This window comes from Candidatus Clostridium eludens, assembly GCF_045310515.1.
In the GTDB taxonomy this organism is placed as follows: domain Bacteria; phylum Bacillota; class Clostridia; order Clostridiales; family Clostridiaceae; genus Clostridium_B; species Clostridium_B eludens.
Genome location: NZ_JBJHZX010000024.1, coordinates 48733 through 72502, shown reverse-complemented (window position 1 = coordinate 72502; position 23770 = coordinate 48733). Strand labels below are relative to the sequence as shown.

Sequence of the window (23770 nt, the reverse complement as noted above, 5' to 3'; positions counted from 1 at the left end):
TTTATAGTTTTATATCTTATTCATCAAGTATTTCTACTATATCTTCTCCAAAAGTATCCTTTAATATCTGCTCCTTGGAAGGGCAAATATCCTGAATCTGGCTTTCTACTGTATATATAACATTAACTTTTTCTTTCAGTATTTCGGAAAAAATTTGTTCAACTATTCTCTTGTTTTCTTCTTTCTCCAATCTTTGTTTGTGGAAAGCATAATCTTTGCCATACTCTATAGTTATTATGCCTTTTTCGCATTTTACTATTTGACCTGTAGTAAGTGCAGCAAATAATACCATATAATGTCTACTTTTAAATAATTCAAGTACATCCTTCCATCTCTTCTTTACCACATCTAAAGTAATTTTTGAATATACATTCTCTTCTATTATAGATTGTGTCTCGTTATTTGCTAGACTTTTTTTTACCCTATCATAATTAATACCTTCATCACTTACATCTCTTTCTTCAATTACTCTTTCATTTGTTTTCAACATTTTAGGAGGTGTTCTTTCAGTAAAAACCTTAGTTCCACCTTGTTTAAAAGCTTCTTCCAACTTATTTAACCTGGCAAGTATTATTTCTTTGGACGTATCATATTCTATTTTACACATTTTTATTACTGAAAGTTCCAAATAAATTCTACTTTGTTTAACCCATTTGGACTGTTCCTGAGAATCTTGAAATATTCTTATATCCCTCATTATTTCCTCTACACGTATTTTCTGGGCCTGTTCTTTTAAAAGTTCTATATTCTCTTCTGATATATCTAGAACATCTTCTGGATTATTAGATACCTTTACCATTAGTAGGTTTCTTAAATGTACTATCATATCTTTAATAAAATTGTATATATCTTTTCCACTTAAAACTATATCATCAATTACTCGCATAGATAATTCTATATTTTTCTCTATTATACTATCTGTAAGACGAAATAAATTCTCGTTTGTAACTAAACCCAGCATATCAATTACATTATGATATTCAACTTTCCCATTTCCCATGGATATTGCCTGATCAAGCACACTTAACGCATCTCTCATAGCTCCATCACATATTCTGGATATTAAATTTAAGCTCCTATCATCTGCAAAAATGCCTTCTTCTTTGACTATATTCCTAAGTCTTTCAAATATTTCTAAGCTTTTTATTCTTCTAAAACCAAATTTCTGGCACCTGGAAAGTATAGTTACAGGAAGCTTTTGTGGATCAGTAGTAGCAAGTATAAATATTACGTTTAGGGGAGGTTCCTCCAAAGTCTTTAAAAATGCATTTACTGCCTCTTGAGTAAGCATATGTACTTCATCCATTATATAAACTTTATACTTGCCTTCCTGTGGAGGATATTTTACATTTTCTATTACATCCTTTATATCTTCAAGTCGTCTTTTAGAAGCAGTATCCATCTCAATCACATCCATAGAAATGCCTTGATTTATCTTTTTACACATTTCACATTCATTGCAAGGTTCTCCATGTTGAATATTTAAACAATTTACTGCTTTTGCCAGAATTTTTGCCATGGAAGTCTTTCCCGTACCTCTTGTTCCTGAAAATAAATATGCATGAGCTACTCTATTGTTTATTATTTGATTTCTCAATGTAATTGTTATATGATTTTGTCCTACTACATCCGAAAAACACTTAGGTCTCCACTCTCTATATAGTGCAGTATAAGACATGCCATCACCTTCTTATTATTATAAATCATATAATTTTATATACTAAAAAAGACACCTTTATGGTATCTTTTAAATGCAAATTATTAAAGTCGTGCACCTAGCCTCGTCTAATAAAATACAAGCGTTACCCATACAGTTAACTCAAACCAGGTTTATCCACGGCACACAAAAATATTCACTTACCGCTGCTTCCTTCCGGACCTGACGGGGTTCATGAGTTTCCGTTGCGTGGGACCCAGCTCTCAACGCCACTTTTATGGGGCAGGCCTCACATTTTAAAGTCTAAGCTAGGAATTCAACCCCGCTATAGCGGATTGCAGGTTACAGGGCACCGCTAACTCCCCATCTAGCACGACAAAGTTAAAATGGCGGAGAGAGGGGGATTCGAACCCCCGGTAGAGTTTCCCCTACACACGCTTTCCAGGCGTGCTCCTTCAACCACTCGGACATCTCTCCACAGAATTTACTCATGAAAACAAATTATATATTTAATTTAAAATTAAACACTATAACAGAACAATCAATATTATACTATTAAAATTTCATAATTTCAATAGTACAATGAAATTTATTTTTGGGAATTTAATATTTATATTTAAAAGCTTTAGAATCTTAAACATATTTTTACCAATATATTTTAAACATGTAAAAAATGATTTATTTTGTCTTGTTTAAATTAATTCCATTTTTAAGAATTAATTTAAATATTGCCTGCAATTTTCTAGATTACTTCCTTTAAAACTACATAAATTAAAATATCAATAAATTATATAACACTAACAAATAGAAGGAGGAATTAATTATGTCAAACAAACCTTTAGTTCCAGGCGCAAAAAAAGGATTAGACGAACTTAAAATAGAAACAGCTAATGAATTAGGTATAGATTTAAATAAAAAGTATGTTGCAGATTTACCTTCAAAAGAAATTGGAGCTCTAGCTGGACCAACAGGCGGTAATATGGTAAAAAAAATGGTGGAAGCTTATGAAAACAAATTATTAAAATAACTCTATTACAATTCAATGAAAAGGGATGGAAAAATCCGTCCCAATCTACTGATTCTTTTAATTATGATCCAATCAAAGCTAAAAATCTAACCTTTTTAGCTTTGTTTTTATACCGTAAAATTTTTAGTACCAAATCTTTCATTTTCAAGAGCAAAGTATAATATTCATAAGCTAGGCAAACTATATTATTAAAATGAATTTTAATATTTTTTTGGAGGATAATTATGAATATAACTACTGATAAAAAAATGCAAAAAAAATTAGATGAGTTAAAGAATTCAACAATACCGGAACCAATAAGAAGTGACGGAGCAGGTGCAAAAGACCTTGGTCCAAGGGATATTATGAGGGATGGCCAAAATACAGACATGTTAGTACCTCCAGCCACCGACTACGGCTTGATGCCAAATTTAAAATTTTCTTTTGCCGATACACACATGAGAATTAATCCTGGTGGATGGTCAAGAGAAATCACTGAAAGAGAACTTCCTATTTCTACTACTTTCGCTCTTGTTAACATGTGTCTTGCACCTGGAGTTCGAGAAATGCACAGCCATCTACAGGCAGAGTGGGCGTATATGCTTGTAGGAAATGCACGTATTACTGCTGTAGATGGACTAGGCAGAAACTTTATTGCAGACGTACATCCGGGGGAAGGCTGGTTATTTCCTGCGAATATTCCACATTCTATTCAAGGATTAGATAATGGATGTGAATTTTTACTTTTATTTGATAAAGGGGATTTTTCTGAAACAAATACATTTTCAATTTCAGATCTATTTGCTCATATTCCTATGGATGTTCTATCTGCAAATTTTGGTGCTCCAGAAAGCGTGTTCAATTCTATTCCTAAAGAAGAAGTTTATATTACTTATGGCGAAGAACCACAAAATTTAGAAAGTCAAGAGGTAAAATCTCCTTACGGAAAAGTTCCCCTCTCATTTAAGCATGAACTTATTAATGTGAAACCAATTAAATCCTCTGGTGGCTCAATACGTATTCTGGATTCTAAAAACTTTCCTGTATGTAAAACAGTTGCTACTGAGTTAGTTGAAGTTGAACCCGGAGGAATGCGTGAAATTCACTGGCACACTAATAATGATGAGTTCCAGTACTATATTTCTGGTGAAGCCCGCATGACCGTATTTATGCCTGGCTCTAAAGCACGTACTTTCAATTATCGAGCTGGTGATGTAGGATATGTTCCTGTTGGAGGGTTTCACTATATTCAAAATATCAGTAAAGAAAAACTAGTATATTTAGAGTGGTTTAAAAGCGACCATTATTCTGATGTCTCTCTTGCTCAGTGGTTAGCAATGACACCGAATGAAGTTGTACAGTCTTGTTTGAATTTACCAACTGATTTTTTGAATTCTATCAATAAGGAAACAACACCTGTTGTGAAATATCCTGGATATGAATTTCCGATAGCTCAAAATACACCACAAAATATATGTAGATTTAAGCATTAATAAACTACAAAAAGTCTTCTAATTTGGAAGACTTTTTAGGTTTATCATATAAATATGTTTCAAAAAATCATGTAAAAATTCTTTGTCACATTTGCTCTGTAGTATTAATAAACAAACAAGTCCACTCTTTCTAATGTATGTAATGTATCACTTTTACATATATTAAAATACATCAAGTGATCCTTAACTCCATGTGAAGTTTATTAATTAAGTAACTTTAATATAATTCCCATAGTTTAAAGTATACGAAAGAAAAATATTAAAAATCTATAAAGGAGTACCAACATGCGAGAAAAATTATTAATCATTATTTCTGTCATATCTATATCTTGTGCCATGATTTTTGTAAGTTCATCAATAAAGAACAATTCATCAAACAACACCAAACTACCAACAGAATCAATTCAAAATCAATTGCCCTATAAAAAATACGGACATAATATAGATGCAGGTTTATCAAAATATAAAAACGCATTAAAAAATGCAAGTAACCAAAAAATAAAAATATATTGTATCGGTGAGTCTAATACAAGGGGAGAATATTCCAGCGACGAGATAAACAAATCTTGGGTTGGTGTAATGAAATCATACTTACAAAATGAATTTGGTAATGCAGGAGAAGGTTTTATTAATATCTACGAAGGTGCTTTACCTTCTGGCGCTAAACCTAGATGGACATTGGGAAATGGATGGAGTGTTTCCGGTGCTTCTAACAGACTTACATCTAATGTTGGTGGTTGGGGTGGTTGTTTTGGAACTTCTGCTAATAATACCTCACCTGCAACTTTAACTTTCACTGGAACAAATTTGGATTTATTATATGCTAAAGCAAAAGATGGCGGTACAGCTAGAATAACAATAGATGGCATAAAAGTAGGTACTATAAGTTGTTTAGATGAATCAGTAAGTTTCTCACATAAAGTTTCTTATTCAGGTTTAAGCAACACTACTCATACATTAATAATAACTCCTAATACAACATCAAATATTTTTATAGAAGGTGCAATTGCTTCATCAAATACAACAGGAATTGAAGTAGATAAAATAGCAATTTCCAGCAAAATGGCAAGCTATTTTACTACAACTCTTACAAAAAAAGTTTGGGACACCTTACCAAATCCAGATTTAGTACTTTTGTCTTTTGGACTTAATGAAGCAGCACATAAAGTTTCTGTTGAAGATTATAAATCGCACATGACAAGTCTGGTAACTTATTGGCAAGGAAGAGGCTGTAATGTATGCTTGATTCCAAATCAAAAGCCCGCTAATTCATGGACAACAAATTGGCCTGCTTATGTAACATCGCTATATGAAATATCAGATACTTATAATACAGGAATTATAGATATTTATAAAGCATATTTCAGTGATTACACTACTTCACAAAAATTAGGTCTATTTGGAATGGCAATTAATGATTATTCGGGAGGTAGCGGAACAAATACTGCACACCCTAGTGACAAAGGTTATAAATATATTGGAGAGGTCATTTACAACAATTTGCAATTATTAAATTAGCATTTATCTGCTTTAATTGGCTGGAATATTGCAGCTTTTTTATTTAAAATGGACAGCTTGGTGATAGGTCAACTATTCTTTTTAGAAATAGTATAACGATAAAATTGTATTTCATAATATTTACAATTGTACAAAACAAATATTATGTACTATTATTATAATATATTTTGTAAATACATGCAAACATTTCATAATAAATTGTAATATTAAGTTTAAATATCAATTTTTTGTTTATATATTTTGTATAATTATCATGCAAAAATGTATCATTAGGCTCAACTAAATTAAATATATGTTGTTGTAATGATACATAATATTTGTTTTGTTTAAATAAAAAATATATACCAAAAAATTTTTTATTCAGTCTTCATTTTTATATAGTCCAATAATTGATTATTAAAACTTTGTAGGGTTATTTGTTCATAGTATTATTTTGTATATAGTGAAAAACAACGTACTAAAAATTTAGCAACCATTACAGCAAATGACAATTGGAGGTAATGTTATGGGTAAATTTGAAAAAACTAAAGAGAAGGTGCCAAATATGAATTTTAACTATACCGCCGAATATAATAGTACAGATGAGGAAATCCAATTTCATCGTTCCGTACTAAAAGGTATTAACAGAATATTTTGTGAAGCTTTATATTACAATACTGAAGAAGAATTAGGACGTTTATGCCTTAGTATTTTGGAAGAACTAACCCAAAGCAAATTTAGTTTTATTGGAGAACTAACTCCTGAAGGAAAATTTTATACTATTGCTATCAGTAACTCTAACTGTAATATCTTAAAGATACCCAATGAAACAGTACACAAAAAAGTATCGATGGAATTTACAATTAATGATATATATGGACAAGTACTCCTTAATGGCGAACCAGTCATTACTAATGATCCAGCTTCACATCTAGATAGCCAGGAATTAATGAAAGATCACCCTTCTTTGAAATCATTTCTTGGAATACCATTAAAAGATTGTACTAGAACTATTGGTATGATCGGTTTAGGTAACCGAAAGGATGGATATACAATTAGAGAATTAAAGATCATAGAAGCAATTTCTCCGGCAATTGTACAGTCTCTTAAATATAAAAAGTCTCAAGAAGCATTAAAACAAAATGAACAGAGTTATAGAAAGCTATTTAATAGTACATCTGAAGGTATATTTTTGCTTGCAGTAAATAAAGGAAGCTGTTTTAAGTTCATAGAAATTAATGAAGTTGAAAAAAAGTTTACTGAATTATCAAATCATCAATTAGAATTAGAGGATATATATGGAGTTTACTCTAAAGAGTACACTAAATTACTAATAAATAATCTTAAAATGTGCATAAAAACAAAAAATCCAATAGAGTTTCAGGTATGCCAAAAATTTAAGTCTAAATTAAATTATTTTTCTATTAAACTGATACCCATGGAGGATACTACAGGCCAAATATATAGAATTTGGGGTATAAGAAAAGAAAATATAGTTGCTAGCCACATAAAAAAATTTAAAAATACTAGGAATGCAATTAAGCAATTCAATTCAGAATGTAATGAATATGTTCCCCTGTCCATATTGATAAAAAATCAAAAAGAGATTAAAACTCATTTAGAAAAATTATTAGACACAGAGAAAGACAAAAATAAAGTTCTTGAAAAAGCGCTGAAATCAAAAGATGAATTTTTCTACCTTATGATACATGAGTTCAAAACTCCTATATCAGTTATAAATTTAGCTTTGCAAGCAATTGATTTAATGTATAAAGAAGAATTAACTGAAAAGGTTCGTAAATATTTAACTACCATTAAACAAAATATTAATAGACAGCTTCGCCTAGTTAATAATTTACTTGATATTGCTCGTATTAATTCAGGCCACCTAAAGATGAATAAAAGTTACTTTAGCATTGTACATGTTATTGAGGCAATTGTAAATTCAGTTGAATTATATGCAAAGCAAAAAAATGTGATATTGAAATTCAATACTAATTTGCCGCAGAAGAATATTTACTCTGATGAAGAGAAGCTGGAACGCATCTTGCTTAATTTATTATCTAACGCTTTGAAATTTACTCCAAGTGGAAAATCAATTACTGTAACTCTTTCTATAAAGAAATATGAGAACAAAAATATGATCTCTATAACTGTACAAGATGAAGGTCTAGGAATACCTGAAGATAAACAAAAAACCATTTTTGAACGTTTTGGACAAGTAGATAGTAGTTTGTCACGTCAAGCTGAAGGTACTGGTTTAGGGCTTCATCTTGTAAAACTTCTCGTTAATTTTCTTGGTGGTGAAATATTATTAAATAGCATAACTGGTAAAGGCAGCACTTTTACCGTATTACTTCCTTCAGATAAGTATGAAACCTATTATGAAAAAACTGTATTTAAGGAAATCAGTAATCCATTTTTTAGTGGTGATAACAGAATTATCCAATCCACTGCTATTGAATTTTCAGATATATATTTTTAGTAAAGTTTACCCATAGGAATTATTACAACAATATTTAGTATTATTGTTATTTTATTTATATCAATTTAAGTTTCACAAAATAATTTAAAGAACAAAAACCCTTTGCTTTATTTTGTTATAACAGGTAATATGAAACAAAATGAAGCAAAGGAATGAGGTTCATATAATATAAGTATTAAGAAATTATTGAATAAACTTATGAATGACCAATGCTAGAATAATAGTTATAACACCCATGACAAATACAACCTTGCTCCTCTTAATATACATACAACCATTAAGTATTATACCAAAACCGCTTAATACAATCATCATGGTTCCGCCTAATGCCAGAATCAATTCAAAAGCATCTTCAAAATTTAAATTAGTTAAAATTTGAACAGAAGCAATAATAAAGCTTACCAAAGCTGCAAAAAAACCTAAAGATTCTAAATTTTTATTTAAAGCACCTTGTACCTTCTCAATAGAGTTAGCTATATTCGCTCCCATTTCTCTATTCCATCTATCCATATTAGAGTTATAATCTTCAAATTGAAGAATGGCTTTCTCATAATTTTTAGAAGTTACTTGAATTAAATATCTTTGGTATTCTGCCATTCTTAAAGAATAATAATTACCATCAGAAATTTCTTTATCAATAGCACTTATTATTTCTTTTGCCGCTTCTATATAATTTCCTGATATTCCAAGTAATCTTCCATATGTACAATGAAATTTAGCATAATCGTATGTTTCTCTTAATACCTTACTTAACAATAACTTTTTAGCTTCATTTAACTTTAGCTTATTATTCTTTAAACTTAGAATGTTTTCTTCAAAAGCTTTAGCAACAACTTCCGTATAGCAATGAATTATACCTACATTGTCAGGAACATATTCCATGGATTTTTGGGATAACTTAATTGCCTCTTTTATATCTGCTTCTGTACCACGCTGCATCAAACACATTGCCTTTAAATAACTATACGTAGGATTTTCAGAAAAACAATATTCATATCGTGCAAGAATTTCTTTATACTTAATAATATTTTTTTCTTTCCTGTAGTACGTACAAATACAATAAAAAGCATTATAAAGAACTTTAAGACTTTCTTGATTTTCTTCTAAGATTTTAATCAAATCCTTTTCAATAGACACCGTTTCTGATATTAACCTTACCATCCACTCCTCAAATGCTCTTTCCTTTTCATCGGGAAGAATTCTTAAAAATTCAATCAAACTTATTTTTCCGATTTTGTATTCTCCAAAGGCCATTTCTAAGTTAATACAGTTCAATGTTATCACCTCTTAATTTAAATCTTCTTCATAAAATTCTGAAACCCTGCTTAATTTTAGAAAAAAATAAAAATAAAGCCTATAACTAGTTTTTATACTAAATTATACAACTACATATAGTAAATATATATCATAAATTCTTTTTAGTTATAATAATAATATTATTATATATACCTAGGAATAGGAGATTTGAATTATGAGTATATTTAAATATATCAAACTATCTATAAGTATTTTCTTCATTTTTATACTTATGACATTTATATTTATATCTACACAATCTACATCTATGAATATTAGAAAAAATAATACCACTATCAATATACCTACCTTTAATCTAAATGATAATGCTGTAAACTACAATAAAAATGATATTTCCACTTGCACTATTAACCGCAAAGAAGTACTTAATAAGGCTTATGAAATGGCCAATGTTAGCTGGATTCCTAAATATAATTTATTTGATAAATATAGTCATTACACCTTCATAAAGGGTAAGACATATTATGGAATACCCTATAGTATGTCTTATTATCAAGCAACTTCTATTAATGACTTTTTATCAAAAATAAGCAATTCTAATGTTATATACGGAAATGACTGTGCTGGTTTTGTGAGCATATGTTGGGGAATAAATAGACAAACTACCCTTTCTTTATTTAATGCCGTTAAATATCATACTAAAATTGATGGAAAAACCGTAAATGAAATTTCATGGCAGGATTTAAAGCCGGGAGATGCTTTACTCCTTGATAATGGTGGGGGCAAAGGACATATTATGATATACATAGATACTAATCCTAAGAACGGTAATGAATTAAACGTATATGAACAAAATGTACAAACTGTAACTCCTTTTGTATCTGTTCCAACCGCAAGAAAAGATGTACGATTTAAAAGTAACCTCATAAATAGTGGTTATATTCCAATTAGGTTGATGACATTAACTTAATATGCTTGGCTTTAGTGGCTTATGAAAAATTTAAGGCAGAAGTGGCAAGGCAGTCTGGTAAAAGAAAACCTGATTGCTTTTATTATACATAAAAAAATTTGAGAGTATAAAAACTCTCTTTTGTTTTAAATAAGATAAATTGGATATAATAATTAATACTCATAAAAATACTTTAATTATCTCATTTGGTTATGTTTTATCTTAATTCATAAAAGCCCTAGTTAATTCCAGGGCTTTTTAATATAAAACCTTATCACTATACATTCTATACTTTAATTAATTCACCTTCTATTACATTGCATGCAACTTAAAACTTTTTAGTTACTACATCTTATTATTTATCCATTATCACATCTACTGGTGTTGTAAATATAGCACCTTCCTTAACAAGGATCTTGAGTTCTTTTAGCAAATCTTCTAAGTACTTAGAAGCAACAATACTTTCTATTACAATAGGCATTTGTTCACTAAAAGAAAATAACCGTTGCTTATGCACAACTCTGTCTTTACCATATCCCACAATTCCTTTAGTAATAGTAGCCCAAATGACATTTTTCTTTTGTAAAAAATCTAAGACTTTTTCGTGCTCCTCTTTTTTAAACCACGAATTATTTTCTTTGGTATAAACTTTGACAACAAAATAATCATGCATTTCCATATCTTTCTCCCCCATTCCTTTAACTACACTCACTTGACCATGAATCATATTCTCAGTAAGTTCTTGTTTCACTTTTTCTATTTGGCTATTACTAGCAACTGTCTCTAAAATAACAGCCAAGTTGTTAAATGCTACATCTTCAAGTGTAAATGAATGCAGCCTACTTCGATGATCAAGACTTAATTCGCTACGCCTAATTGTCAACCCCGGAAATCCTTTCTTCCATAAGAATTCTCTTATCCATTGATAGACATTATGTGAATTAGCAGTATATTCTTGCTCTCCAACTATTATTCTCAATAAACTATTCATAATATTAATCAATCCCCCTTAAAATGGAATTTTATTTTACTCCAAGTGTTATTTGCTCTTCTGGTAATTTAGCCAATGTTTCCTAATAAAAAGACTACAAAATATTCAGTATTTTACATATCTAAAAATGCTTATTTAAAATAAGTTTTTCTATACCATATGTGAAAGAAATTTACCAAATACAACTCCTCCTAAACTTAAAAATAAATTTAAACAAGTATTTAAAGTACCCAACACATAACTTCCGTTGCTAAAAAAATTTATAGTTTCGTAACTAAACGTAGAGAAAGTAGTAAGCCCACCCATAATACCAGTAGTAAGGAATAATCTCAAATTTGGCGAAATTGAATTAGTCACTAAACTTAATTCCATAATAAAGCCAATCAAGATACCTCCAACTATATTAACAATTAGTGTTCCATATGGCAATTGTGTTCCGAATAATTTAGGTGAGTAATATGATATAATATATCGCAGACAAGTGCCTATAAACCCACCAATACCAACGTAAAACAGTTTCTGCATAAAATCCCCCCCTAAAAATAAAAAGCTCCTACTTCTTTTGAGAAGTAGGAGTCATCAGCATAAAGCATTTAAAGGCGAACTCCATCACCTATATATAATATTATACAAGCATAAAAATACAAAAGCAATAATCATGATAAATTTCTGTTCTAACATTCTACAATTCAAACATACTTTTCCTCATTATACTAGTATACCAGCATTTCAGAGAAATTAGAAAAAAATCCAAATATAAACATTCCGAATAACAGTTTTTTGAATAGTATACTATTGTGAGAAAAATTTTACTGGAGGCTTTTATGTATAAATACATGTATCCACCATTACAAATAACACCAATGCGTTGTTATTGTATGATGGCTAATAGAAACATGTACCCACCTGTGATGCGTATGGAACCCAAACCTATTTTTAAAGGAAAAGAAAAATTTGAAGAGAACAAAACTCATAAAGAAAGCACGCTGCCACCTTTGGAGAAGAAACCAGATATAAACCAAGAAATGCCAGGTACGATGGACATACCAAAAAAAGATATGGAAAGAATAAAATCAGATACACAAGAGATTGTAGGGATGCTTGAACAACACCATCCTAATGTAGTAAAGACATTAACGGATTGTGGGATGTCAATAAGCCACGCAAGGGAGTATTTAAGTAAAGTTGTTGAAATGTCACTTATGCATCAAATATAAAGTTTAAAAATATAAAGAGTGCCATTATAATTACGCACTCTTTACATCCTAATAATAAGTTACAATCAACTCCTTAAGCTTCCTTCTCCCAACTTTATCTTTACCAACTGTATAAGGGACTTCCACAAGTTATTCACCTGTAAGCTCTATATGTTCTTCTTCAACCTTCGAAAGTACATTCAATATCTTTACAATGTTTTCTTCATGAATCTCCTTTTCATATTTTTTATAATACTCTACAGCATGCTTTTCTCTTTGACAAGCTGCTGCAAGCAAAGCTTCATCAGTATTATATTTTGAATAATCCATCTCCTTAAGTACTGGAATTTCTTTAATATCGGCTATTTTCTTGTGAATTCTAGCATGCATATATTCTATGCTTGATAAAGCCTTAAACATACTTTTTACATTTTCATCTTTCGCCATATCTGAAGCTTTCTTATAAAAATCTCCATTAAAAACTTCCAATTTAGCTGCATGATCTATTATTTTTAAATCATTTTGATTCAATTTATTTCTATCATATTTTATTTCTTGTCCATCTTCTATTAAATATTCACTTTGTGCTCCACAAAATGGGCAATACATTATGTTTTCTTTACTATTTGAATTTATAAATGCTTCTTTATTAAAATTATAATTCTTTTCATTTATTTTCATACCACAGACAATGCAAGTCATTTTAACCATATAAACATTCCTTTCTAAATAACTTTTAATTTTAGTATAGCATAAAATAAGTATTAATCTATTTAAAATAAAGGCCTGTTTTTAAGTAAAATTAAAAGGCCTGTAACACGTTGATATTACAGGCTTTCATTGGTGCTGAAAAAGGGGATCGAACCCATGGCCTACGCATTACGAGTGCGAAATTTTATGTTAATTTGATTTAGGTTTGCTATTCAAATCATTGGTATTACTATGTTTTATAAAATATATGTTAAGTATAAATAAGTAGTTTTGGGGACTTTTCCAGTAGTTGTGTCCCCAAAATGTCCCCACTCTAAATCACACATAATAATATAGAAATTTCTTAAAAATATAACTCCAATTTAAAAACTAAATGGATATAAAATATAGTAAATCGGATATAATGATTAATACCATGAAAATACTTTAATTTCTTAATAATTTTACCTTAGTACAATAAAAGCTCTGGAATTAACCAGAGCTTCTATTACTCTTATTTTCTAAAATAATGCATCCGGAAGATGTGTTATAAATTTCTATATTCACTCCAGTATTGTACAAAAAATAAAAATAGAGCTTAGATCAACTTTATCAATTGCTACTACTAAAAATCCTATTAAAAGCTAAATTAAATTAATTCCCAAAAATATCATATTAACATAATATAAATATTGAAGTGATAAATATAAGGAGAAATAACTCGTGAAAAATTATTATTGCCCTTTTGACTACTATGACGATTACTCTGATAATTACTATGGTGACTATGATGATTATGGTGACTATTTTAGAAAATCAAACGTTAGTCCTGAAACAGTACAAAAGCATATTGGTCGAATTGCACTTGTCCACCTTAAATGGCTTGGTACAATTACAGCTTGTATAGATAGTCACGACGAACTTACAGGTGTAGTAACTTTAACTATATTTACCCACTTTGGTCAGGCACAACTTCGTATTCACTATAGTGCGATAGCACGTATTACTCCTATTCACGCAAGCCCTAACCAGGGTAAAATGCCAACTCATGAAAATCCAGCTCATGGTGTAATGCCATCTCATACTGGTCAACCTAATGAAAGCTCAGCTCACACCGGATCACAGGGTTCAAATAAAGATTGGAAGTAGTTACTTTAATTCCTTCTTTTACTTAAAGGTATGATTTATTAAGCATCAAAATAAAAAATCTAGTAGGATTTTATTTTCCCACTAGGTTTTTTATTATCACATTTTACTTTAAACCCTGTTCATAAGCTTTAACCATATTTTTTATTTTAGCAGGATATTATCATTATTTGTAGAAATTTTAATGAAGAAAAAATCAAGGGGGAAATGATGAATATGGATGAAGAAGAATTAAATACGGATAAAGAGAAATTAAAGGAAGAAATATTAGACATACTAAAAAAACATAATTACATTAGTAAATTAAGTGAATGTCCAATAACTACTTTAAAATTTCTCTTAAAAATAGATAATGTTAGTTTGGATGCTTTTCTGATTTATGGCGCTTTATGTGAACTTGAAACGGAAGATAAGATAATAAAAAGTTTTGAACTATCTGCTGGTAATTTGAGCACTAAAATTAACTCGTCAAGATGGTATTCGAAACAATAGAAAATGAATATAAAATAAGATAAATTAGATATAATGGTTAATGCTCATAAGAATACTTAATATGTCACTCGATTATGTTTTACCTTAATTCATAAAAGCCCTGGTTAATTCCAGGGCTTTTGATATAAAAATTTATCACTACACATTCTACACCCGATTATTTATTTTCATTTATATTGTATGTGATTTGTAAATTTTGGATACAATATAAATACAATCGTCTCTTATAAATTCTCTTTAGCTGTCCATAGGGCAGCTTTTTTGTTGCCAAATTAAAACTTTAGCTTAAAACTACATAAACCTCATTAAATTGATTCCAAAAAGTATCTTACTAGCATAATATAAATATTGAAACGATAAATACAAGGAGAACTAAACTTTGGAAAATTATTATTGTTCTTTTGGGTACTGCAACTATTTCAGGCAACGTGTTACTCCTGAAATGATACAATCACACGTTGGTCAAACTGTGCTTGTTGACGTTAGAGGATATGGCACAGTCACAGCTCATATAAATGGTTACAACAGGCACACAGGCATAGTGTCTCTAACCATATATACACATTCCGGCAACCGACCTATTCGTGTCTATCATCAAGAAATATTACGTATTACCCCAATCCATGTACCTCCAAGGCCGCCTCAGGGAAGACCGCCTCAGGGTGGAAGATCAGATGATTGGGATTCAGATGAAGATTTCGATTAATTATCATATTAATATATAACTAAACTCCTTTTATTGTTCTGGCTGTCCATGGGGCAGCTACTTATGTAAAGCAAACCCTTCAGCTTAAAATTAAGTTGGGGGGTTTCATATTTTTCCTATAGGGAATCTAAAATCTAGGCATATAATAAAAATCACTTCTTATTGCAGAGCTGAAAACCATTCTTGGTTTGACTATCATTTCCACCTGTTGCGCTCTCATCTGGAAGAAATTTCGGAAAATAAATATAAAACGTTGTGGGTTGGGTATAATGGTTAATGGCATAAGAATACTTTAAAGTCACTCATTATGTATTACCTCAGTAAAAGCTCTGGTACTGCTAGGGCTTTTACTATATATGGTCAAAATAAGGTGATTGTAAAATTATAAAAGGATTTAAGTATTAGATAAAACTGGTGCTTATTTTTTTGATGTTTTCTATACTTTACTTATCTTATGTAAGGTATTATAATATAATAAAGAACTCGTGATATAAGCTTAAAATACGAGAAAAAAGGTGATTTTTGAGTGTTTATATATTGGAAAGACAAGGAGAGGAAAGACAAACTTGATCTTAAAATAAATGGAATAGAAAATAAACTAAGAGTATTAAAAAAGCTTCTAAGAGATTCAAAAATTGTGGGTATACGCAGAGCCGTTAATGATGTAATTAATCAGTATAAAAATGCTATAATTGAGCTTACGAGTATGTATAATACTTTAGATGAACAAATGCAACATCTTAGACGTGAAAATATGAAATTACAAGTTGAAAATGAAGACTTAAAAAAAGAGCTGGATAAGTGGGATATACATAAAGGGAAAGGCGAAAAATTTAATCCTAAGCTTTTAGCTCAGAAAAACAACATACTTTATTGGAAAATTTTAGGAATATCTAACAATGAGATAGCTAGAAGACTTAAGAAAGAAGAATATGGGAAAATCAATATAGGTGAAGGCGGTATACGGCATTTTTTAAAAACTTTTTCTCAACCTTAATCAACAAGAAACTAATATATGATTTTATAAGGCATGTAAATGATTTCAGACATAAATATCTATATAAATTAATCGAATATATAATTTAAGTACACAAATATTTAAATTTTCATTGGAATAGAGGAACTATTAATTATAGATAATTCCCCTATTTCTTAATCATGCAATTAATATTATTTTGAAGAATAAACGAGAAAATTACATAATTCTATTAGCTTTACTAAAAAGTAAGGCCTAGAATAGTCTTTACACCATTCTAGGGTTCATCCTTTTCCTAATAATTCATAATAATCAACTCACTATACCTATGTTCCTTATCTTTATACTTCCCCACCAAATTGTGATTTCTCTCAACCTCATCTATATTGAAGTCCTTATATAGATCCCTTACAAATTCACAATCATTATATGAAAGAATAAACTTGCCCTTTACACTTCTAAGTACCTTGGAAAGCCTCTCATGGTCCTCATCTGAAAACTGCACCTGATAATATCTTTCAGTTCCATAATATGGCGGGTCTAAATATATAAGTGAATCGTCTTTGTCATATACTTTAAGCAAATCCTGAAAATCTTTATTTTCAATTACTACACCTGAAAGCCTTTCCTGAATATCAGTAAGATATTGAATCATTACATTAACATCTTTCTTCACGCAACCATAACTTCTGCAATCTGAACCGTAACTTGTTTTTATCATCATAAAAAATCGTGCTGCTCTTTGAATATCTGTCATTCCCCTAGTGTTATACTGACTGGCAAAATCATAAAATAGCTCTCTTGAATTTAGCATGAATGATAATTCCTTCTGAAGCTCTCCACAGTGATATTTTACACACCTGAATAAATTCACCAAATCTCCGTTTATATCATTGTATACTTCCATGTTGGCCAGTTTCTCTTTTGAAAACAAAACCCACGCAGCTCCTCCGAAGACTTCTATATATCTATTAAAACTTTCAGGAAACCTCTTTACAATTTCCTTTCTTAATAACCTTTTTCCACCTATCCATCCTATAAAACTATTCATTAACAATTCCTCCTTTGTATATTTGTATTTTACGAACTTATGTTCTTATAATAAGTAAAAAAATATAGTGGCCTGTTAAGACCACTAATGAATCATTATTGCGTTTGAATTGCCTGAGTATCTTCTTGTGTTTTAATAGTACTTACCACATCTGCTATATCCGTATTAGGATTAAATGGAGGAGCCAAAAGCTGTGCATCCTTAACCTCTGTATTGATTTTTCCGCAGATAGCTTCCCTGAAATGGTCAAGTTCCTCTTGAGATATTCCTGGAATCTTCTCAAGCAAAAGTTTGTCAAATTCCTTTCTTTTCTGTTCCCCTGCCTGTGGTATGAACTTAAACTGCTGCTCTACTATATAGTAAATATCTTTTGCAATTGTATAATCTTCATTATATTGGTCAACTCCTATTTGCTTGATAAGAGCCTCTTTTTTCTTTTTAAGATAAGCAACACCTACGGTAACCCCATAAGAAGCTACAGCCCCTAAAATACTTAAAACTCCACTTGCTATTATATTTGCTAATTCTTTTCCTAACATATTATCTATTCCTCCTAAAATTTAATTTTTGATAATTTAATAAATGGCTATTTTACTAGCCTTACACAAGGAAATTCTCATTCTATCTTTTCTTTGATAAAATGAGAATTTATTTTAAAACAATCTCTTAGATCCACCCTGGCCTTTGTTATTGTTGTAGTAAACTTCTGGTGCTTCACCTTTTTTCATCACTAGATAATTTCCTCTATCTAAGTGTATGCCCATATTTCCATCCGACCTTTGTTCAATAAAAAAAGGCATACCTGGTATTTGCCAAATGTTTGGTCCCACAGGTATACTTTCCTCATATGTTGGAGCTGTTTGTATAGGCGTAGTGGCTACAATAGTCTGTGTAGTTTGGATAGATGTATCAATCCCAGTTATTCCTTTAACTATGGCAGTAGCTAATTTTTCAGCATTATATTTGTCACAGTCTGCTTTGGTATCACAGAAGAAAGGCTCTACAAGAATAGCAGTCATTTTTGTATACTTAAGTACGTATAGATCAGGTCTATGCACAGAGCCTTCTCCATGTTTCGGTACTCCCAATGCATTAATTATTTCTGGATATATCCTATCTGCATAAGCCTTTCCTGAATCGCTTGCATATTCTACCTCACACCCTGTGGCTTTATCAGTTTCATAAGCATTTACATGCATACAAATATGAAGCTGTGAACCTATAGAATTAGCTTTGTTCACTCTATAGGCTAGTGATTGTGGCAAAGTTAAAGCTGGGCTTGCTGGTGGTGTACAATCATATAGGGTATGTCCTAATTTTGTTAGTTTAGCCACCACAATTGGACCATATTGTCTAATTACCGTTTCCTCGTTTAGATATCCAGAAGCTCCTCTGTCTTGGCCTGTTCCATGCCCAAAATCATAAGTCATTATCATAAATCATTCCTCCTACCTTTTTAATAAAATACCTATAAAAAAAAGAGAGACTGTGACAAATATGCCAAGTCCCCACATTATTACTGTGATGAATGTATCCATTTTTTTTATTAAGTTCTTTATCTCTGTATGATTTTCTCTATTGTCTTGTTTTATAGCACTTATTTCATCATCATGTTTTTTTAACCACGTTTCATGGTCATCTACTTTATTATCTAGTGTTTTATGTTTTTCTCCACATAGTTCTGCATCATAACATTCACTCATATAGTACCTCCTGAAGTAAATTTAAATATAAAAAAGAGCTCTGAATCTCTCCAAAACTCTTTTCGCTTATAATTCTTTATTCTGAATCTTCTTCTTTACTAGCAATTCTACAAAGTACAAATATTACTACATAAATAAATACTATAGGTATAAGGACTATAGGCAAAATTATTGACATTTTCATCCACCTCAACTTTATACCTAAATTATTATTTATAATAATAATAATCATGATATATAATATTTGTTACAACTTAGTGGTATAGTAATTAGTTAAAAAATTGTTTCAAGTCAAAATAAAAAGCATTCCAGGTTCATCCAAAACTCTATCGCAATATTTTTCTTCTACGTATTTTGCTATTTTTATAATTGAAGACAATAAAAGGGACTCGGAAATTAATCTAAGTCCCTTTTATTAAATTAATTTGAATTATTAATTTACTATTTCAACAAATGCCGAGCTCATTGGACATTGGCTTATCCCAGGGAAAGCTCCGTATGAAAATACTTTATAATAATCTCCTTTAATAAACCAGCTTGATGGCAATTGAACCGTCAATGAACCTGGTGATACAGTGTTTGTCCTAAATGTTGGTGATACATACTCAGTGCCGCCATTTATTGTATGACCTTGACTGTCAACTTGAAGAACGGCAAATAGATAGTCTGTACAGTTTGCTGAAAATTCAATAGTAACGGGTAACCCACCTGTATTACCTAATATATCGGTACCAGTTACAGCCTTTCCTCCATACATTGGGTTGCTTGGAGTAGAATTCCAAGCATTACCTACACCGCTTATATATGTAATTGTACAATATTCACCATTAGGACCTGGAGTTACATCTGCAAAAACAAGTGTTGACATCATTAAAGAAAGAATAAGAGATATTACTAATGTTAATGCTATTGGCCTTTTCTTAGTTTTTGACATTTTCATATTTATAACCACCCTTTTAAAATAATTAGTGTATACACTTACTGTTTTATAGACACATTATTATTTGCATCTTCAAAATATATTATAAATCTTTATATTTGATTATTTTGTAGAAAACAGTACCTACTATAATTTTTTTATATCCTAAATTTTACTATATTATTGCAGGCTTGTACATCATATTCCATTTTGTCACATTTTTTTACTTTATTGTTCTTTAAAGTATTTCAATTTAATTCAATTTCAATATATTCCAAAAAACTAATTGCCTTATTGGAGCAATACTAGGGTATCTGTGACCAACCGAATTACTTATTTTGGAAATGTGTACTGGATATCCTATTGCATTTAGACAATATGTTTCCAATACGACACAAATATAAATATTAAAAAGCACCCTATTGTTAGAGTGCCAATTAATCTTAATTAGTTGAATTATATTGTTGTACCTCATAATCATCTATCTTATCAAATGATATATAATCTTTCTTCGTTAAATATGGTCCTGTTACTGGAACATTAAATACATAATACGAGGTGGTTGTTCCTTTGGACCTATTATCATACCATGTTAAAAAATCACTTAATTCACTGGCTGATAAATCATACTGCTTTACCATCCCATTATTCATATCTATGATTAATGTTGCTCTGTTTCCAGTTGGAGTAACTGACGTAGTCCCATCTGTAACAGTTACAACACATGAAGCTGATAAATTAGTTCCATCTGTTGTGGTTGCTGTTATAGTTGCTGTCCCTGCTTTTGTTGCTTTTACTGCTCCTGTATCAGGATCTACAGTTGCTATATTGGTATCGCTAGAAGTCCATTTAACTGTTTTATTTGTTGCAGTATCTGGCGTAACTGTAGCTGTTAAAATATCCGTTTGCCCAATGCTTAAGCTATCAGAAGTTTTATTTAATGATATTCCTAATACGTTGTTGCTTTGCGCTGAAGGCGTATACTCTTCTACTGTTGATAAAATTGTTGCATTATTTATACAACCTCCAATTGCATATATTTTGCCATTTAATACTTCCGAGGTACTGCATTCTCTAGCACTACCCATGCTTGCCATAGTCGTCCATGTATTGGTTGCCGGATCATATTCTTCTACTGTTGCTAACGCCCCATTATCACTAGATCCTCCAATTGAATATATTTTGCCGTTTAATACCACTGAAGTACTATCATCCTTAGCACTACCCATGCTTGCCTTAGTTGTCCATGTATTGGTTGTTGGATCATATTCTTCTACTGTTGCTAATAGCCCATTATTACCGTATCCTCCAATTACGTATATCTTACCATCTAATACCACTGAAGTACTGCCTTCTCTAGCACTACCCATGCTTGCCTTAGCTGTCCATGTATTGGTTGCTGGATCATATTCTTCTATCGTTGCTAATCTTGTAACATGATTGTATCCTCCAATTACATATATCTTACCATCTAATACTACTGAAGTACTATCTTCCCTAGCATTACCCATGCTAGCCATAGTTGTCCATGTATTGGTTACTGGATCATACTCTTCTACTGTTGCTAAATCATGTGTAAGATCCCATCCCCCAATTGCATATATTTTACCATTTAGCACTACTGAATTATTATAACATCTAGCATTTTTCATGCTAGCCATAGTTGTCCATGTATTGCTTGCAGGGTCATATTCTTCTAATGATGATAAAACCCCAGTGTCATTATCTCCCGCAACTGCATATATTTTATCATTTAACACCACTGAAGTACCATATCGTCTACCATCTTTCATACTTGCCTCAGTTGTCCATGTATTAGCAACCGGATCGTATTCTTCTAATGATGATAAGTTATCTCCCTGTCCCCCAATTGCATATATTTCGCCGCTTACTACTACTGAAGTACCACAATATCTAGCATTTTTCATGCTAGCCATAGTTGTCCATGTATCTGATGTACTTTCTGCAAATACCACTGACCTTGATAGAACCATAATTCCCATTATTGCTGAGACTATAAAAGCTTTTAGTACCTTTTTCATTAAATTACCTCCATTAAAAACAAAAAAATTACTGTTGTAACAACAAGTGTATTTTGTCATAATTACACATAAAATACAATATAAATCGTTCAACAAACAATTTTATAATAATTTATATCTTTAAAATATTAGAATTTTTGACTAATTTAAATTTATTTTAATTAAAAATCAAAATAAAAAAACTGCCTCTAGTATCCCTATATTGCCTTTTAAAAATTATTGTGCTGTTGTAGTTGTTGTTATATCTTGTGTAGCCAAACATTTTACAACTGCTGTTTTATATGTGTCTAGGACTACTTTTTTTGCGCTACCTATTATTTTAACATAATTTAATTAACTGTTCATAATTTGTTAATAAGTTTGTTGATAATTCATCATATTTTTCTATTGTGAATTTCTTTAAAATAAAAAGTATCTATTAATAGATACTTTTTATAAGATAATTTCTATTTTATTTTTGTCATATTAATTTTTATTTCTCTTATAATATTCTTCTTAGTCCAACTGCTTTTAGATTCTTTCCCTGAAAGTTCTTTATAAATATCACTTAGCTCTTTTTTATCATACATATCTTCAAGAGCTAAATTACTGGAAATTGTAAATCTTTTTTTTAATTGTAGTGGAGTTAATTTTATTCTAATATCATTATGCCTACTTTCAGTCTTACATTTTTCACTTGGATTTCTATTTTCTTCCGAGCAATTCCTAATACATATATATCCACATTTGTCATGCTTAAATGTACTACAATTTAAGCAAATGCAGTTTGAACACTGTTTTGTATTTGCAAATAACATTGCTCCTACCCCCTTTTCGCAATTATTATTTTTACTCAAAATTCTTAGTATAAAGTGAATTTTTCCATAGTATAACAAAGTTTAATTGCAAGTTATTAGAGTGACTCAACTTTTCTTTATCAATCAATATTATTTTGATTCCACGATCTTCAATTTCTATTTGATTTTCAATTATCGACACTTTTTTATTATTTTCTACATAATAAATATCATAGTACATAACATTATCTTTTTTAAAGTTTATAAGCCCACCTATAAAATACTCACATTTTCCTTCTATAAGATTTTGTGATAGCGACAGACAATTTCCTTTTGCATATAGTATTTGAGGATTTTCTGAAACAAATTTCTTGATTTTATTATCAATCTTTAATACTTCTTCATCAAATCTTTTATTAAACCACATCTTTATAAGGAAATACAGTGCGAGGCCTATTATTGCAACAACTACACCCAATATGGTCCATATAAGGCCTATTGAAAAATTCACATTATTCTGCACTAAACTAATTTGTTTTTCTAATGAATCAACTTTTTGTAGTAATTCATTCATTTGTTCTGGCATATTTTCACATCCTTTTATTTTAATATTTCAACAAAAGGCTATGAAAATCCTTCTTATCCTTTCTTTTCGGTATATAATAGCATACTCCAAAATAATATTGTATGAATTACTATAATTATAGGTATTATTTTAAAGTTAAAGTTATAAAAGCA

At 30.3% G+C, this 23770-nt stretch carries 23 protein-coding genes, 1 tRNA gene, 1 other RNA gene and 1 riboswitch; of the genes, 10 read left to right on the top strand and 15 right to left on the bottom strand.

Annotated features, from left to right (window positions below):
- Positions 1 to 16: 16 nt before the first annotated feature.
- The 3 genes from dnaX to ACJDU8_RS15920 all read right to left on the bottom strand — a co-directional run bounded on the left by dnaX (position 17) and on the right by ACJDU8_RS15920 (position 2134).
- Entirely contained in the window at positions 17 to 1678 is a 1662-nt protein-coding gene (dnaX, locus tag ACJDU8_RS15930) for a DNA polymerase III subunit gamma/tau (protein WP_406793141.1), read from the bottom strand.
- 89 nt (positions 1679 to 1767) lie between these two features.
- Positions 1768 to 2033, bottom strand: an RNA gene (gene ffs, locus ACJDU8_RS15925) — signal recognition particle sRNA large type.
- 11 nt (positions 2034 to 2044) lie between these two features.
- A tRNA-Ser gene (locus ACJDU8_RS15920) sits at positions 2045 to 2134 on the bottom strand.
- Between the two features lie 346 nt (positions 2135 to 2480).
- Here ACJDU8_RS15920 and ACJDU8_RS15915 point away from each other — a divergent pair.
- The 4 genes from ACJDU8_RS15915 to ACJDU8_RS15900 all read left to right on the top strand — a co-directional run bounded on the left by ACJDU8_RS15915 (position 2481) and on the right by ACJDU8_RS15900 (position 8138).
- Positions 2481 to 2684, top strand: a complete 204-nt coding sequence (locus ACJDU8_RS15915; protein WP_406793140.1) for an alpha/beta-type small acid-soluble spore protein — start codon at positions 2481 to 2483, stop codon at positions 2682 to 2684.
- A 224-nt stretch (positions 2685 to 2908) separates the two neighbouring features.
- Entirely contained in the window at positions 2909 to 4156 is a 1248-nt protein-coding gene (locus ACJDU8_RS15910) for a cupin domain-containing protein (protein WP_406793139.1), read from the top strand.
- Between the two features lie 285 nt (positions 4157 to 4441).
- Positions 4442 to 5674 (top strand): SGNH/GDSL hydrolase family protein, encoded by a 1233-nt coding sequence (locus ACJDU8_RS15905; RefSeq protein ID WP_406793138.1) that lies wholly within the window; start codon positions 4442 to 4444, stop codon positions 5672 to 5674.
- A gap of 505 nt (positions 5675 to 6179) precedes the next feature.
- Entirely contained in the window at positions 6180 to 8138 is a 1959-nt protein-coding gene (locus tag ACJDU8_RS15900; RefSeq protein ID WP_406793137.1) for a sensor histidine kinase, read from the top strand.
- Between the two features lie 183 nt (positions 8139 to 8321).
- Here the strand turns inward: ACJDU8_RS15900 and ACJDU8_RS15895 are convergent, their stop codons facing one another.
- Complete coding sequence (locus ACJDU8_RS15895; protein WP_406793136.1) at positions 8322 to 9413, bottom strand: hypothetical protein; 1092 nt, start codon at positions 9411 to 9413, stop codon at positions 8322 to 8324.
- 196 nt (positions 9414 to 9609) lie between these two features.
- Here ACJDU8_RS15895 and ACJDU8_RS15890 point away from each other — a divergent pair, with 196 nt between their 5' ends.
- Entirely contained in the window at positions 9610 to 10365 is a 756-nt protein-coding gene (locus ACJDU8_RS15890; RefSeq protein WP_406793135.1) for an NlpC/P60 family protein, read from the top strand.
- Between the two features lie 334 nt (positions 10366 to 10699).
- Here ACJDU8_RS15890 and ACJDU8_RS15885 read toward each other — a convergent pair whose 3' ends face one another.
- The gene (locus tag ACJDU8_RS15885; RefSeq protein ID WP_406793134.1) at positions 10700 to 11335 is read right to left on the bottom strand and encodes a DUF190 domain-containing protein; all 636 of its coding nucleotides are present in this window, start codon (positions 11333 to 11335) and stop codon (positions 10700 to 10702) included.
- Positions 11336 to 11485: 150 nt separating this feature from the next.
- Positions 11486 to 11860, bottom strand: coding sequence for a fluoride efflux transporter CrcB (gene crcB, locus ACJDU8_RS15880; RefSeq protein ID WP_406793133.1), 375 nt, complete (start codon positions 11858 to 11860; stop codon positions 11486 to 11488).
- Between the two features lie 38 nt (positions 11861 to 11898).
- Positions 11899 to 11958: riboswitch (Fluoride riboswitch) on the bottom strand.
- A gap of 201 nt (positions 11959 to 12159) precedes the next feature.
- On the opposite strand from crcB, the gene ACJDU8_RS15875 reads away from it, so the two are divergent.
- The gene (locus tag ACJDU8_RS15875; RefSeq protein ID WP_406793132.1) at positions 12160 to 12552 is read left to right on the top strand and encodes a hypothetical protein; all 393 of its coding nucleotides are present in this window, start codon (positions 12160 to 12162) and stop codon (positions 12550 to 12552) included.
- Between the two features lie 129 nt (positions 12553 to 12681).
- Here the strand turns inward: ACJDU8_RS15875 and ACJDU8_RS15870 are convergent, their stop codons facing one another.
- A complete protein-coding gene (locus tag ACJDU8_RS15870; protein WP_406793131.1) occupies positions 12682 to 13242 on the bottom strand; it encodes a metal-iron-binding protein in 561 nt (186 codons plus the stop codon).
- Between the two features lie 702 nt (positions 13243 to 13944).
- Here ACJDU8_RS15870 and ACJDU8_RS15865 point away from each other — a divergent pair.
- From ACJDU8_RS15865 to ACJDU8_RS15850, 4 genes are all read left to right on the top strand, one after another.
- Positions 13945 to 14370, top strand: a complete 426-nt coding sequence (locus ACJDU8_RS15865; protein ID WP_406793130.1) for a hypothetical protein — start codon at positions 13945 to 13947, stop codon at positions 14368 to 14370.
- A 204-nt stretch (positions 14371 to 14574) separates the two neighbouring features.
- Entirely contained in the window at positions 14575 to 14859 is a 285-nt protein-coding gene (locus tag ACJDU8_RS15860) for an uS8 family ribosomal protein (RefSeq protein ID WP_406793129.1), read from the top strand.
- A 442-nt stretch (positions 14860 to 15301) separates the two neighbouring features.
- Positions 15302 to 15565 (top strand): hypothetical protein, encoded by a 264-nt coding sequence (locus ACJDU8_RS15855; RefSeq protein WP_406793128.1) that lies wholly within the window; start codon positions 15302 to 15304, stop codon positions 15563 to 15565.
- Between the two features lie 526 nt (positions 15566 to 16091).
- Entirely contained in the window at positions 16092 to 16562 is a 471-nt protein-coding gene (locus tag ACJDU8_RS15850) for a hypothetical protein (protein ID WP_406793127.1), read from the top strand.
- A gap of 274 nt (positions 16563 to 16836) precedes the next feature.
- Here the strand turns inward: ACJDU8_RS15850 and ACJDU8_RS15845 are convergent, their stop codons facing one another.
- The 8 genes from ACJDU8_RS15845 to ACJDU8_RS15810 form a co-directional block, all read right to left on the bottom strand.
- On the bottom strand, positions 16837 to 17592 hold the full coding sequence (locus ACJDU8_RS15845) for a DNA adenine methylase (protein WP_406793126.1): 756 nt from the start codon (positions 17590 to 17592) through the stop codon (positions 16837 to 16839).
- 95 nt (positions 17593 to 17687) lie between these two features.
- On the bottom strand, positions 17688 to 18131 hold the full coding sequence (locus ACJDU8_RS15840; RefSeq protein WP_406793125.1) for a hypothetical protein: 444 nt from the start codon (positions 18129 to 18131) through the stop codon (positions 17688 to 17690).
- A 114-nt stretch (positions 18132 to 18245) separates the two neighbouring features.
- A complete protein-coding gene (locus ACJDU8_RS15835; protein WP_406793124.1) occupies positions 18246 to 19028 on the bottom strand; it encodes an N-acetylmuramoyl-L-alanine amidase in 783 nt (260 codons plus the stop codon).
- Between the two features lie 12 nt (positions 19029 to 19040).
- Entirely contained in the window at positions 19041 to 19295 is a 255-nt protein-coding gene (locus ACJDU8_RS15830) for a hemolysin XhlA family protein (RefSeq protein ID WP_406793123.1), read from the bottom strand.
- A gap of 433 nt (positions 19296 to 19728) precedes the next feature.
- Positions 19729 to 20235 carry a hypothetical protein gene (locus tag ACJDU8_RS15825; protein WP_406793122.1) on the bottom strand — a complete coding sequence of 169 codons (507 nt, stop codon included), beginning with the start codon at positions 20233 to 20235 and terminating at the stop codon, positions 19729 to 19731.
- A gap of 422 nt (positions 20236 to 20657) precedes the next feature.
- Complete coding sequence (locus ACJDU8_RS15820; RefSeq protein ID WP_406793121.1) at positions 20658 to 22256, bottom strand: Kelch repeat-containing protein; 1599 nt, start codon at positions 22254 to 22256, stop codon at positions 20658 to 20660.
- Between the two features lie 446 nt (positions 22257 to 22702).
- Positions 22703 to 23053 (bottom strand): hypothetical protein, encoded by a 351-nt coding sequence (locus ACJDU8_RS15815; protein ID WP_406793120.1) that lies wholly within the window; start codon positions 23051 to 23053, stop codon positions 22703 to 22705.
- Between the two features lie 31 nt (positions 23054 to 23084).
- The gene (locus ACJDU8_RS15810) at positions 23085 to 23618 is read right to left on the bottom strand and encodes a hypothetical protein (RefSeq protein WP_406793119.1); all 534 of its coding nucleotides are present in this window, start codon (positions 23616 to 23618) and stop codon (positions 23085 to 23087) included.
- Positions 23619 to 23770: the final 152 nt, after the last annotated feature.